Annotated in this window: 13 protein-coding genes; 9 read left to right on the forward strand and 4 right to left on the reverse strand. The window is 53.6% G+C overall.

Annotated elements, in window-relative coordinates:
- The first annotated feature begins 16 nt into the window (after nt 1-16).
- From ACX9GU_RS01245 to ACX9GU_RS01260, 4 genes are all read left to right on the forward strand, one after another.
- Nucleotides 17-1,060 (forward strand): TerC/Alx family metal homeostasis membrane protein, encoded by a 1,044-nt coding sequence (locus ACX9GU_RS01245; RefSeq protein ID WP_473193616.1) that lies wholly within the window; start codon nt 17-19, stop codon nt 1,058-1,060.
- 57 nt (nt 1,061-1,117) lie between these two features.
- Nucleotides 1,118-1,696: a tellurium resistance membrane protein TerD gene (gene terD, locus ACX9GU_RS01250; protein ID WP_021181597.1), complete on the forward strand. Its 579-nt coding sequence runs from the start codon at nt 1,118-1,120 to the stop codon at nt 1,694-1,696.
- Nucleotides 1,697-1,768: 72 nt separating this feature from the next.
- A complete protein-coding gene (locus ACX9GU_RS01255; RefSeq protein WP_473193617.1) occupies nt 1,769-2,344 on the forward strand; it encodes a TerD family protein in 576 nt (191 codons plus the stop codon).
- Between the two features lie 241 nt (nt 2,345-2,585).
- Nucleotides 2,586-3,830 carry a vWA domain-containing protein gene (locus ACX9GU_RS01260; RefSeq protein ID WP_473193618.1) on the forward strand — a complete coding sequence of 415 codons (1,245 nt, stop codon included), beginning with the start codon at nt 2,586-2,588 and terminating at the stop codon, nt 3,828-3,830.
- A gap of 297 nt (nt 3,831-4,127) precedes the next feature.
- On the opposite strand, the gene ACX9GU_RS01265 is transcribed toward ACX9GU_RS01260, so the two are convergent.
- From ACX9GU_RS01265 to ACX9GU_RS01275, 3 genes are all read right to left on the reverse strand, one after another.
- Nucleotides 4,128-4,820 carry an HAD family hydrolase gene (locus ACX9GU_RS01265; RefSeq protein WP_473193619.1) on the reverse strand — a complete coding sequence of 231 codons (693 nt, stop codon included), beginning with the start codon at nt 4,818-4,820 and terminating at the stop codon, nt 4,128-4,130.
- 150 nt (nt 4,821-4,970) lie between these two features.
- A complete protein-coding gene (locus tag ACX9GU_RS01270; protein WP_447888256.1) occupies nt 4,971-5,453 on the reverse strand; it encodes a GNAT family N-acetyltransferase in 483 nt (160 codons plus the stop codon).
- Nucleotides 5,444-5,722, reverse strand: a complete 279-nt coding sequence (locus ACX9GU_RS01275; RefSeq protein WP_059199145.1) for a type II toxin-antitoxin system TacA family antitoxin — start codon at nt 5,720-5,722, stop codon at nt 5,444-5,446. Before ACX9GU_RS01275 ends, ACX9GU_RS01270 begins: the two co-directional genes overlap by 10 nt.
- 233 nt (nt 5,723-5,955) lie before the next feature.
- Between ACX9GU_RS01275 and ACX9GU_RS01280 the strand changes: the two genes are divergently transcribed.
- From ACX9GU_RS01280 to ACX9GU_RS01290, 3 genes are all read left to right on the forward strand, one after another.
- On the forward strand, nt 5,956-6,990 hold the full coding sequence (locus ACX9GU_RS01280) for a YeeE/YedE thiosulfate transporter family protein (protein ID WP_473193620.1): 1,035 nt from the start codon (nt 5,956-5,958) through the stop codon (nt 6,988-6,990).
- 5 nt (nt 6,991-6,995) lie between these two features.
- Complete coding sequence (locus ACX9GU_RS01285; protein ID WP_024485057.1) at nt 6,996-7,223, forward strand: sulfurtransferase TusA family protein; 228 nt, start codon at nt 6,996-6,998, stop codon at nt 7,221-7,223.
- A gap of 204 nt (nt 7,224-7,427) precedes the next feature.
- Nucleotides 7,428-7,664 carry a DUF4282 domain-containing protein gene (locus ACX9GU_RS01290; RefSeq protein WP_473193621.1) on the forward strand — a complete coding sequence of 79 codons (237 nt, stop codon included), beginning with the start codon at nt 7,428-7,430 and terminating at the stop codon, nt 7,662-7,664.
- A gap of 93 nt (nt 7,665-7,757) precedes the next feature.
- Here the strand turns inward: ACX9GU_RS01290 and ACX9GU_RS01295 are convergent, their stop codons facing one another.
- Entirely contained in the window at nt 7,758-8,507 is a 750-nt protein-coding gene (locus ACX9GU_RS01295) for an NAD-dependent epimerase/dehydratase family protein (protein ID WP_473193622.1), read from the reverse strand.
- 632 nt (nt 8,508-9,139) lie between these two features.
- Here ACX9GU_RS01295 and bglF point away from each other — a divergent pair.
- Nucleotides 9,140-11,017: a PTS beta-glucoside transporter subunit IIABC gene (gene bglF, locus ACX9GU_RS01300; RefSeq protein WP_473193623.1), complete on the forward strand. Its 1,878-nt coding sequence runs from the start codon at nt 9,140-9,142 to the stop codon at nt 11,015-11,017.
- A gap of 23 nt (nt 11,018-11,040) precedes the next feature.
- Nucleotides 11,041-12,441 (forward strand): glycoside hydrolase family 1 protein, encoded by a 1,401-nt coding sequence (locus ACX9GU_RS01305; protein WP_473193624.1) that lies wholly within the window; start codon nt 11,041-11,043, stop codon nt 12,439-12,441.
- Nucleotides 12,442-12,550: the final 109 nt, after the last annotated feature.

The following is a 12,550-nucleotide window of genomic DNA, read 5'->3' on the forward strand; positions in this document are numbered from 1 at the left end:
TCTTCAGAAGGTTAATATGGTATCCACGAACATCGGCTTCCCGACCGAAACCGTCATTGTTTTCATTGTTTTGGCTGTCGGGGCCATTTTTATCGACTTGTTTATGCACCGCGATGACAAGCCTATTTCGCTCAAGAGCGCAGCCCTATGGTCTGTGTTCTGGGTCGCCATAGCGATGGCCTTTGCCGGTTTCCTGTATATCCACCACGGTGCCGAAGTGGCCAGCCTGTTTGTCACCGGTTATGCCTTAGAGAAAGTGCTGTCGGTTGATAACCTGTTTGTCATGATGGCGATCTTCTCCTGGTTTGCCGTGCCGGATCGTTTCCGTCACCGGGTGCTCTACTGGGGCATTATCGGGGCAATCGTGTTCCGCGGCATCTTCGTTGCCATCGGTACCGGTTTGCTCAGCCTCGGGCCATACGTTGAAATTGTCTTTGCGCTGATCGTGGCCTGGACGGCGGTGATGATGTTGCGCAGCGGCGATGACGATGATGAGATCGAAGACTACTCGCAGCACCTGGCGTACCGCATGGTTAAACGGTTCTTCCCGATTTGGCCGAAACTGCGGGGCCACGATTTCCTGTTAAGCCAGAAAGAAGTTGATGAAGAGTTGGCTAAACCGGAAAACAAGGATGTGACCATTGGCCGTGGTGCCAAAGCCTGGCGTTACGCTACACCGCTGATGCTGTGTGTGGCTGTGGTTGAGCTTTCCGACGTGATGTTTGCGTTTGACTCGGTACCGGCCATCATCGCCGTGAGCCGTGAGCCGCTGATTGTCTACAGCGCCATGATGTTCGCCATCCTCGGCCTGCGTACGTTGTATTTTGTACTGGAAGCCCTGAAGCAGTACCTGACGCATCTGGAAAAAGCCGTTATTGTGTTGCTGTTCTTCATTGCGGTGAAACTGGGTCTTAATGCCACCGACCACATCTGGCATCATGGGTACAGCATTTCAGCAACGGCGAGCCTGTTTGTCGTGCTGGGCGTTCTTGCGGTGGGTATTATCGCGAGCGTCATGTTCCCAGGCAAACCCGACGCCGAGGAGAAAAAGGAGAGCTGATCTCCTATCCAGCTGAAATCAATTCGCATGAGTTTACTTTTTTGAGAGGTTAGAACAATGAGTGTTTCTTTATCTAAAGGCGGTAATGTTTCCCTGAGTAAAGCAGCCCCAACCATGAAGAATGTGTTGATTGGTCTGGGTTGGGACGCACGCTCCACCGATGGTCAAGACTTTGACCTGGATGCCTCTGCATTCTTGCTGGCCGCAAACGGGAAAGTGCGCGGTGATGCTGACTTCATTTTTTATAACAACCTGACCTCTGCAGACGGTTCCGTCACCCACACCGGTGACAACCGTACTGGTGAAGGCGACGGCGATGACGAATCTCTGAAAATCAAACTGGATATGATCCCGGCTGATGTCGACAAGATCGTGTTTGTGGTCACTATCCACGATGCGCAGGCTCGTCGTCAGAGCTTCGGCCAGGTATCCGGTGCCTTTATCCGTTTGGTGAACGATGACAACCAGACCGAAGTGGCCCGTTACGACCTGACAGAAGATGCGTCCACCGAAACCGCCATGCTGTTTGGTGAGCTGTATCGCAACAACGCCGAGTGGAAATTCCGCGCGGTAGGTCAGGGTTATGCCGGTGGCTTGGCTTCCGTGTGTGCTCAGTACGGCATCAACGCGTCCTGATCGACAAGCTAGTTAATATTACGGGCAGTACACTACTGCCCGTATCATCCCCTACAAAGCAGGAGCTTTAAAATGGCAGTTTCTCTCGTAAAAGGCGGTAACGTATCCCTGACCAAAGAAGCACCAACCATGAACATTGCCATGGCTGGCTTAGGTTGGGATGCGCGTGTCACCGATGGCCAAGGGTTTGACCTGGACGCTTCCGTATTTATGGTTGGTGATGACGGTAAGGTGCTGGGCGACAGCAGCTTTATCTTCTTCAACAACAAGAAGAGTGCCTGTGGCTCCGTTGAGCACCAGGGCGACAACCGCACCGGTGAAGGCGATGGCGACGATGAGCAGGTCAAAATTGAGCTGAGCAAAGTGCCTGCTGAAGTCAAGAAACTGGTTTTCGCCGTCACCATCTATGATGCCGAAGCGCGTAAACAGAACTTTGGCATGGTCAGCAACAGCTATATGCGCATTTACAACAACGATAACGGCACCGAAATCGCCCGCTTCGACCTGTCTGAAGATGCGTCTACCGAAACCGCGATGATCTTCGGCGAGCTGTATCGCCACGGTGCCGAGTGGAAGTTCAAGGCCGTGGGCCAAGGTTTTGCCGGTGGCCTGTCCGCGCTGGCTTCACAGCATGGCGTGAATATCTAAGATTAGCTCGTTGCCGGGGCAGATTAACTCCTGCAGCTGAGTAGCGCTGGCTCAACTCCCTTTTGCGGAGGAAGCTGGCCGATCACGCTACTTGCCTACGGCACCGTACTAGCCCCCTCTCCCTTTGGGAGAGGGTTGGGGTGAGGGGCGCAGCTATACCCCTTGCCCCCGTTCCTCTCATGCATGTCCCCGCCAACACTATCGTTACGGAAAATAGCTATTTTAACAGGAGGTTATCCTGATGATTTTACAGTCCGGCCAGAATCTGGTGGTCAATGGCACCCAGCTCAACCTGACCCTGCAGTACCCCGCCAACCCTGGTTTTAAGAGTGAGCCTGATACCGCAGTATTCCTGCTGAATGCCGAGGGCAAAGTCCGTGGCGATGCCGATTTTATCTTCTTCAATCAAACCGCTACCCCCAACCGCAGCGTCGTTTTACAAACCACCCACCAAAGCAGCACCCTATCGTTAGATCTAAGCAAAATTGACGCCGATGTCAGCAAGATTGCCATCACTTTGGTGATTGATGGCTTGGACGCGATCTCTGGGCTGCAACACCTGAAAATGGATGCGCAGAACGTTGCCCAATACAGCGTAGAAACCCCGGGCCGCCAGGAGAAGGCGCTGATTGTCGCTGAAATTTATCGCCATGCCGGTAACTGGAAGCTGCGCGCGCTGGGGCAGGGCTTTAACGGTGGCCTGGAGCCGCTGGCGTTAAACTATGGCGTTGATGTGGCTCAGCCTGCTGCGCCTGCTACTCCGCCGCCGACCGTCAGCCTGGAGAAAAAACTGCAGGATAAAGCTCCGCATTTGGTGAGCTTGGCGAAGAACGTCACCGTCAGCCTGGCTAAATTCAATCTGCAGTCGGTAAAGGCCAAGGTCGCGTTCGTGCTGGATGCTTCAGGATCGATGACCGGGCAGTTCAAAAAGGGCAATGTGCAGGCGGTACTGGATCGCATCGCCGTGCTGGCCGTGCAGTTTGATGATGACGGCTCGATGGACGTCTGGGGCTTTGCCGAAAAACACGCAAAATATCCCGATGTGACGCTGGATAATCTTGATGGCTATATCAAGGCGATCCAGGGCAGCGGCAAGCGCTCAATGTGGGAGATCCTGCCAAAACTGGGCGGCACCAATAATGAGCCGCCGGTGATGGAGGAACTGATCGATACGTTTAAACACAGTGATATGCCGGTATACGTGGTGTTTATTACCGACGGTGGTATCAGCAAAACGCGTCAGATCAAAGAGGCGATCAAGCGTTCGGCCAACTATCCGATTTTCTGGAAGTTTGTCGGCCTGGGTGGCTCGAACTACGGCGTGCTGGAAAAGCTGGATACCTTCACCGATCGCCGGGTGGATAACACCAACTTCTTCGCGATTGACGACTTTGCCACGATGAAAGAAGACCGTTTGTACGATCTGCTGCTGGAAGAGTTTAAAGACTGGTATGATGCGGCCAAGGCGGACCGGATTATTATTTAATTTAGTAGTAACAGAGACTTAAGTAAAATATATACGTACAGTGGTGCCCCTCACCCTAACCCTCTCCCACAGGGAGAGGGGACCGATCGAGTGTGCGATTGGTTGCAGCAATCTACCTGGCCACCGCACTGAATCAGATCTCTTATATTGATCACGCCACTGTACCAGCTGTTTTTTTGCGCAGGAAGTAGGTCGATCACGGTACCTGATTACTGCACAATTCCAGCTCCCTCTCCCTGTGGGAGAGGGTTGGGGTGAGGGGCCAATAGGGATCGCTGGAGCTGGGAATTCTTACGCTTACTGATCGGTCTTGCTGATGACATTAGGCTCCGCGACGCGTATCCGTTTGACCGCAGAGCGGCGCTTTGACCAGGCCGGATGGAAATGCCGCCAGTGCGCGTCCTGGGCCGCCGCCAACAGTTCGTAGTCCCCGCGGGTATCGCCCCAGGCTCTGAGATGATAGTTCCCCATCGGGCCATAGATACTTTCCAGGCGTTCAATCTTCTGCCCACAGCGGCAGTTATGGCCGGTGATGCGCCCGGTGAGTTTCCCGTCGACCACTTCCAACTGAGTACCAATCAGCTTAATACCCAAACGATCGGCAAACGGCTGTAGCACCAGGGCCGGCGAAGCGGAACAAATCGTGACTTCAGCGCCGGAGCTGACCTCCATGGCAACCGCAATCAGCCCGGAAGGGCGCATCAGCTTGGTCCAATAGGCCGAACAAAATGCTTCTGCCTGCTGGCGGAACCAGTGCTCGTCCACCCCGGTCAGGAAAACCTTAATCAGGGTTTCTTTTAGCTCGTCGCGGGTGAGTTTTTTGCGCATATGCTTAAACGCAGGCTGCGCCAGCTGCAATAAGCGCCGGGCAAATACGCGCCGACCAAAGGCGAAACGCAGAAATGGGATAAAACTGTCGTGGTGAGTCAGCGTTCCGTCAAAATCAAAAACCGACAAAACTTGCGTTGTACGACTTGCCTCTGTATCCATTTTTAAATCATACCTCTACTGTGCAACACAGGGCATTCCCCCCAATCCTGTGGATGATAGCAGAACTCCCCCTCAGGCTGAATTTTTGCCAACGCTAGACTATAGAACCCAAAAGCTATACGAATGATGCCGATAAAGGTATTTTTGGTACTAAAGCTTTATTGGGTAAAACAGCATCAGTGGGTGTTCAGGGGAGGGGGAGAAGGCGAACTTGATGTAGAAGTTTCGCACCCCTTCATTCAATGCATGAACGATTAACGCTCTCACGCCAACTTGTTGAGCAATATTCTTTGTCCGAAATATCGCGTCTTTTAACAATGCGACCCCTAGACCCTTACCTGAGTACGCCTGATCGATAGCAAGTCTGCCAAGAACGATAACCGGAAGTGACTCTGGCGCATTGCGTCTGTAAGCTCCGGGGGCGGTATTCCTCTGAACGCTACCAGTTGCTAGGCAATAGTATCCAATGACCCTATGGGTTTCCTCTGCGCAAATAACATAAACGCGCGAAATTCCTGCGCTATGATTTTTAAGCGCTTTCTTTCTCAGCCACTCATTAAGCATCGGCTCTGAACAGCAAAAGTCAGCGAGGTTATGCCCGGATGACAAGGGCTCGGGAGCTTTCATTCCCATGGCGATTTGCGGCTCATCAGGTCGTTAATACGGGCCTGGCGTTCAGCGGTGATAGGCGCATCCAGTTCGGTCAGAAACGCATCATATTGTTCGTCGTCTAAGATAAACAAACGCTGGTCCAGTAGGATGTCCTGCGCCTCGCGGCAAGCCACTTCAAGCATGAAATCGGTACGCGATTTCGACAAGAGACTTGCAGCCATATCGATCAGGTCGCGTTGAGACGCTTTTGCCCGAATATTGATCGGGGCTTCTCTAGTTTCAGGTTTCATCGTCGTATCCGTGTAGTAAAGTGATATACAATTATACACTGTGTATGCAAAAACGCTACACACGCAGTGGTAGATCATTGGGATCTAAAATCCAATAATTCGATCGCGCCCTCAATATCCCTTCTGTTTGTATGACTTCTCGATTTCTAGCGCGTAAAATGCCTGCGCCCTACCCAGGGCACGCTGTTTACAATCTGGATATGGCATAGCCATAAAAAAGGAGTTTTTCCCTTATGACAGGTCTGTTTCTGGGGTTCCTTCTTGGATTTATCATGCAACGCGGGCGCTTTTGTATGGCCGGCGGTCTGAGAGACCTCTATCTGTTCCGCGACGGGCGCATGACCCTCGCTATCCTCATTATCATCACCCTGCAAAGCATCGGTCTGTTCGCCTTCGTTGTCCTCGGCTGGGCCAAGATCCCCGGTGGGGATTTCCGCTGGCTGGCCACGTTGATCGGCGGCGTCACCTTCGGCCTCGGTATGGGGCTGGCAGGCTCCTGCTCTACCGGCGCTTACTACCGCGCTGCCGAGGGGCTGGCCGGCAGCATGATTGCCGTGCTCGGTTTTGTGGTCGCTAGCTGGTATATCCGCCAGCCGGGTGGCAAACAACTGTTCGCCCCCATCAACGCCCCGGCCTTGCCGGACGCTTCGCTGATGCAGACGTTCGGTATGTCTCCCTGGCCTGCGGTGGTGGTGTTAACCGTGCTGACGGGCGTGCTGGTCTGGCGCCATCTGCAACGTAAATCCTTCCCCGTTCCGCAACCCAAACCGCGCAAGCAGGGCATTGCCCACTGGCTGTTCGAAGCACGCTGGCATCCCTTCGTCAGTGCCGTACTGATCGGCGTGATTGCTCTGCTGGCATGGCCTTCCAGCCTGGAGTCGGGCAGGGTCGGCGGTTTGGGCATCAGCGGCCCCAGCGCGCAGCTGTTCTCGTTAATCACCGAGGGTAAAACCGGTTTCTTCGGCTGGGCTGGCTATCTGCTGATCGGGATTTTTGCCGGTGCGCTGGTGGCTGCCTGGGGAAGCCAGGAGCTGCGGTTGCGCTCGCCCGGCCTCCCGACCATGGTCAAAAGTCTGTTTGGGGGAGGGCTGATGGGGATCGGCAGTGGGTTGGCTGGCGGCTGTATGCTGGGTAATACCATCGTCAACACCGCCTGGTTCTCGTGGCAGGGCTGGCTGTTTATTCCGTGCATCCTATTGGGAAGCTGGCTGGTCAGCTATTTCACCATTATTCTTCCGAACCAATCGATTAAAACAAAAGAGGCTTAAGGACTATGAAAACGATCACTCTGGATACTACCGGTAAGCTTTGTCCGTTCCCGCTGATGGAAGCCAAAAAGCACATTGAACAATTGGGCTCTGGCGACTTGCTGGTGATTGAATATGACTGCGCCCAGGCCACGGAAAACCTGCCGCGCTGGGCCGTTGAGGCAGGGCACAGCGTGACGGATTTCCAGCAGACCGGTGATGCTCGCTGGCAGATTAGTATTCAGAAGGGGTAGGCAACAGACCTGCCTGAAAAATTAACACCCGGGATTGATTTCCGGGTTACACCAGACTTTGGCATCGCTACGCCTTTAAACGCAATGGTAACAATTAGTCATTTCTTCTTACCTTTTGTCATCTTTGACCAGTATACTTAATTCCAGCTTGAGGGCGCTTTGCCGCTCAGGAGCGGTCAACCTTAACCAATGAAGGGATACACAATGAAAAATATTTTCTTTTTTGATGCGATGCTGACGCCGAAAATCATTACCGGCGTTTATTGGCTGTGCCTGTTGGGCGTTCTGTTTGGCGGGATCGCGCTGATGATTTCTGGCGAGTTTTTACGCGGCCTGGGGAGTGTCATCGTTGGTGGGGTATTCATCCGTGTCTGCTTTGAAATGGTGATCATCGCCTTCAAAAACAACGAGTATCTGCGCAAGATTGCTGAAAAACCGTGATTTTATGAACGTGGGTGATGGTGGCATTAGCGCCACCTTCATGATAAATCCTCTCCGGGTTTATCACGCAGGGGCGCTGCATGCTGCGCCTGTTTAGCTAAACCCGAGCAGGGTAAACGCATCGTCCTCGGGGTAGTAATCCAGCAGACGTGTGGTTTCTTCTAAAGACAGTCGCTTATAGCGGTTGTTAGAGATGCCATGCACTACCGCATGTGGTACATCGGCAACCCGAATGCAGCGATCGAGCAGATCGGCGGCATCCCGGTGGCTCAGGAAGGCGCTCATATCCCGTGCGCTGATTTGCTGGCCCGCTTCCAACGTCGTGAAGTTGGCAATCCGCACCGACAGGGCAGAAAGCCCCTCCTGATGGGCAAAATAGGCGGCGATACCTTCGCCAAACGCCTTGCTGGCCCCGTACATATTCTTTGGCTTCGGCGCATCGTCCGGGCGCACCTGGTAATCCAATGGATAGCCTTCCACCGCTTGTGCACTGCTGGCAAACACCACGCGCTGGCAGCCCGCGTCTTTTGCTGCCCGGAAAATATTGAACGTACCGAGGATATTGTTGTTCATCAGTGAAGAACAAAAATCAGCCTCTGCGGAAGGATCGGCGGCTAAATGCAGCACGGTATCAATATTGGCACAGGCCGCACGACAAGCCTGGATATCGGTGATATCGAACGTCAGCACTTCATCATTGGGCCGCAAATGAGAAATCAGGCCAGCTTCTTTTTCCGCAAGGCGAAAGTCGTAACGGTGGCCAGCAAACTGCCTGAACGCGGTCGCCACTCGGCCACCGGCACCGGTAATTAACACCCGCCCAAGTTCTGTACGTAATGCCATGGCTACTGCTTTCCCTAAAACAAATTTTCTGGAGACTAGTAATAATACTCCCCACTATGTTTGTCCATCTTTTAGTTAGTTTTTCTGATGTATTTTCTGGGTTGATTAAGATTTTACTTGGCATTTAATAGGCTTTGCAGAGGGTTTTTTGGCTACTCAAAAATGAGTAAAATGATAAATCCGATGAAACAAATAGGTCGAAATTAAATCGTAATTCAATGTTATTTAATGATTTTAGTCTTTATTGATTATGTTTTGTTGCGTATTAAGACATGCCTTTACGGTAAATTACACTGCGGAAATAGGTTAAGAATAGTAATGCTTTTTGTGGCTGGCTAACGGTACAAAAGCGCTGAGGGGATGGCCGGGAATTTTGTATACCGGATCACACTTCGGCAACTTTGTGGCGGAAAGCCTTGCCGCACTGAAAAACAGAGTGTTACCGTCATAGCTCAACCGATTTAGGGTTGTCACTGCTTTGGCAGGCAAAACCTAAACCTCGAGTTTCTGTTTCCCCACGTTGGGATCAGAGGCTACGAGGTTTAGGTTTTTTTTTGCGCTGAATTCCTCCACGACGATTGGCCATCGTCGTGTCTGGGGGAGCAGCAAGGTTAAGCGTTAAGGATGCAACCATGAAATATCAGGAATTAGCCAGTGAGATCTTGGCCGGCGTCGGTGGCCGCGACAATGTGAAAAGCCTGGTGCATTGCGCCACCCGCCTGCGTTTTAAGCTGCAAGAACACGCCTTGGCGGATGCGGAGGCGCTGAAGAAAAACCCGGGCGTCATCATGGTCGTGGAAAGCGGTGGCCAGTTTCAGGTGGTGGTAGGTAACCACGTCGGGGAGGTTTATAACGCCTTGAATGCGCAGCTTGGCGCAGGTGAGGATACGCCCGCCAATGCACAAGAAGATAAACAGGAAAATCTGCTCAGCCGCTTTATCGACGTGGTTTCCGGCATTTTTACCCCGTTGCTCGGCGTGATGGCGGCCTCGGGGATCCTCAAGGGCTTCCTGGCGTTGAGCCTGGCCTGTGGTTGGCTGTTGGAGAGTAGCGGCACCTACAAGCTGCTGTTTGCCTCCAGCGACGCGCTGTTCTATTTCTTACCGATCATGCTGGGTTACACCGCCGGTAAGAAATTTGGCGGTAACGTTTTTGTCACTATGGCTATTGGTGGGGCGTTGACGCATCCGTTGATGATGGGGGCTTTTGAGGCGGCTCAGCTTCCGGGGGCCCAGCCGGAGTATTTCCTCGGCATCCCTATCACCTTTATCAACTACAGCTCATCGGTCATTCCGATCATTTTTGCCGCCTGGGTATCCTGCCGCCTGGAGCCGCTATTTAATCGCGTGTTGCACAGTGCACTGCGTAATTTCGTGACGCCGTTGCTGTGCCTGGTGATCACCGTACCGCTCACCTTCCTGCTGATTGGCCCTGCGGCGACCTGGCTGAGCCTGATGCTGGCCAACGGCTATCAGGCCATCTATGCCTTTAACCCGATCGTTGCCGGTGCCTTTATGGGCGCTGCCTGGCAGGTCTGTGTGATCTTCGGCCTGCATTGGGGGCTGATACCACTGATGCTCAACAATATGAGTGTGTTTGGGCGTGACACCCTGTCCCCACTGCTGCTGCCTGCGGTGATGGGGCAAGTGGGGGCCACATTGGGCGTGATGCTGCGTACCCGCGATGCCAAGCTGCGGGTGATGGCGGGCTCTGCCGTTACCGCCGGTATCTTCGGAATTACCGAGCCTGCTGTGTACGGGGTCACGCTGCCAAACAAACGGCCATTTATTTTCGGCTGTATTGGTGGGGCGTTGGGTGGTGCGGTGATCGGTTACTTCCACACGGCAACCTACTCGTTTGGTTTGGTCAGTATCTTCACCTTTGCCCAGATCATCCCGGCGGGCGGCTTTGATGCGACGGTCCTGGGGGCGATTGCCGGTACCTTGGTGTCGTTTGTGTTTGCGGCCATTGCCAGCTATCTGTTCGGCATCGTACCGCCAGCGGAACAACCGGCTGAAACGGCACCCGCCCCAGCTCCACATGCACCGCTCAACCGCAAACAGCAGGTTACCAGCCCGATTGCTGGCGACATTATCCCGTTGGAACAGGTTCAGGATGCCACCTTTGCCAGCGGCCTGCTGGGTAAAGGCGTGGCCATTATGCCGCACCAGGGCCGAGTGGTGGCCCCAGTCAATGGCTGCGTAGTATCGCTGTTCAAAACCAAGCACGCCATCGGCATTGAATCGGATGAGGGCGCCGAGGTGCTCATCCACGTGGGCATCGATACCGTCAAACTTAACGGCCTGCATTTTACCGCCCATATCAAAGAGGGCGATCGCGTTGAACAGGGCGATCTGTTGATCGAGTTTGATCAAGCGGCTATCCGTGCCGCGGGTTTCGATACCACCACCCCGATCATCATCAGCAACAGTGACGACTATGTCGATGTGCTCACCAGCGGCCAAAGCCCGGTGCAGGAACAGGCACCGCTGCTGACACTATTACGTTAATCAGGTTTATTGAGGAGAAAGCGATGAGTTGCAAATTTCCACAGCATTTTCTATGGGGCGGCGCGGTCGCGGCAAATCAGGTAGAAGGCGCGTATCTGGAAGATGGCAAAGGCCTTTCGACGTCAGATCTGCAACCCCAAGGGATTTTTGGCGGGCTGACGCCACGCGTTGCAGGAGACAGCGGTATCAAGGATGTGGCGATAGATTTCTACCACCGTTATCCTGAAGATATCGCGTTGTTTGCCGAGATGGGCTTCAAGTGCCTACGTACCTCGATCGCCTGGACCCGTATCTTCCCGCAAGGGGACGAAGAGGTGCCGAATGAAGCCGGGCTGGCGTTTTACGATCGGCTGTTCGATGAGATGGCAAAATATGGCATTCAGCCATTGATCACCCTGTCGCATTACGAAATGCCCTATGCACTGACGCAAAAGTACGGTGGTTGGGGCAATCGCCAACTTATTGAGTTCTTCGAGCGTTATGCCCGCACGGTGTTCGAGCGTTACAAGCATAAGGTCAAACACTGGCTGACCTTCAATGAGATCAATATGTCGCTGCATGCGCCGTTCACCGGCGTGGGCCTGCCTGAAGACAGCAGCAAAAGCGAGATTTACCAGGCGATCCACCATCAGTTGGTGGCCAGCGCCAAGGCGGTAAAAGCCTGCCATGAGATCGTGCCGGACGGTAAGATCGGTAATATGTTGCTGGGCGGTATTCTTTATCCGCTGAGCTGCAAACCGGAAGACCTGTTGGAAACTCAGCGCCAGAACCGCGACTGGATGTTCTTTGGTGACGTGCAGGTGCGCGGTGCGTACCCGGCCTATATGAAGCGCTTCTTCCGTGAGAACGACATTCAGGTGACGGTCACCGAGGAAGACAAGCAGGCGCTGCGTGAAACCGTCGACTTTATCTCGTTCAGTTACTATATGAGTGGCTGCGTGACCACCGACGAAGAAAAGAACCAGACCGCCCGGGCCAACATCCTCAACATGGTGCCTAACCCGCATCTGGCAAGCTCGGAATGGGGCTGGCAGATTGACCCGGTGGGGCTGCGCTATCTGCTCAACGTGCTGTATGACCGCTATCAGAAACCGCTGTTTATCGTTGAGAACGGCCTGGGGGCGAAAGACCGCATCGAGGCCGACGGCAGCATCAACGACGATTACCGCATTGACTATATCAACGACCATCTGGTGCAGGTTGCGGAAGCGATCGACGATGGGGTTGAGGTTATGGGTTACACCAGTTGGGGGCCGATCGATCTGGTCAGCGCTTCCAAATCGGAAATGGCGAAGCGCTACGGCTTTATCTATGTCGATCGCGATGATGCAGGTAACGGCAGCCTGGAGCGCCGCCGCAAGAAGAGTTTCTACTGGTATCGCGATGTGATCCACAGCAACGGCAGCAGCTTGAAGATCAAGTAATCCCCCCTCACCCTAACCCTCTCCCAAAGGGAGAGGGGACCGATCGAGTTGGCTGAAAATTGGGCGCAGCATGCAGCGCCCCTACGGAGTACCACATTACCTATCAACG

The organism is Serratia sp. K1WW1, assembly GCF_055790865.1.

Bases quoted from the DNA above. Each gene is read 5' to 3' on its own strand.
- ACX9GU_RS01265 (WP_473193619.1), bottom strand. From the start codon at position 4,820: ATGGATACAGAGGCAAGTCGTACAACGCAAGTTTTGTCGGTTTTTGAT.
- terD (WP_021181597.1), top strand. From the start codon at position 1,118: ATGAGTGTTTCTTTATCTAAAGGCGGTAATGTTTCCCTGAGTAAAGCA.
- ACX9GU_RS01290 (WP_473193621.1), top strand. From the start codon at position 7,428: ATGAAAAATATTTTCTTTTTTGATGCGATGCTGACGCCGAAAATCATT.
- ACX9GU_RS01275 (WP_059199145.1), bottom strand. From the start codon at position 5,722: ATGAAACCTGAAACTAGAGAAGCCCCGATCAATATTCGGGCAAAAGCG.
- ACX9GU_RS01280 (WP_473193620.1), top strand. From the start codon at position 5,956: ATGACAGGTCTGTTTCTGGGGTTCCTTCTTGGATTTATCATGCAACGC.
- ACX9GU_RS01255 (WP_473193617.1), top strand. From the start codon at position 1,769: ATGGCAGTTTCTCTCGTAAAAGGCGGTAACGTATCCCTGACCAAAGAA.
- ACX9GU_RS01295 (WP_473193622.1), bottom strand. From the start codon at position 8,507: ATGGCATTACGTACAGAACTTGGGCGGGTGTTAATTACCGGTGCCGGT.
- ACX9GU_RS01305 (WP_473193624.1), top strand. From the start codon at position 11,041: ATGAGTTGCAAATTTCCACAGCATTTTCTATGGGGCGGCGCGGTCGCG.
- ACX9GU_RS01245 (WP_473193616.1), top strand. From the start codon at position 17: ATGGTATCCACGAACATCGGCTTCCCGACCGAAACCGTCATTGTTTTC.
- bglF (WP_473193623.1), top strand. From the start codon at position 9,140: ATGAAATATCAGGAATTAGCCAGTGAGATCTTGGCCGGCGTCGGTGGC.
- ACX9GU_RS01260 (WP_473193618.1), top strand. From the start codon at position 2,586: ATGATTTTACAGTCCGGCCAGAATCTGGTGGTCAATGGCACCCAGCTC.
- ACX9GU_RS01285 (WP_024485057.1), top strand. From the start codon at position 6,996: ATGAAAACGATCACTCTGGATACTACCGGTAAGCTTTGTCCGTTCCCG.
- ACX9GU_RS01270 (WP_447888256.1), bottom strand. From the start codon at position 5,453: ATGGGAATGAAAGCTCCCGAGCCCTTGTCATCCGGGCATAACCTCGCT.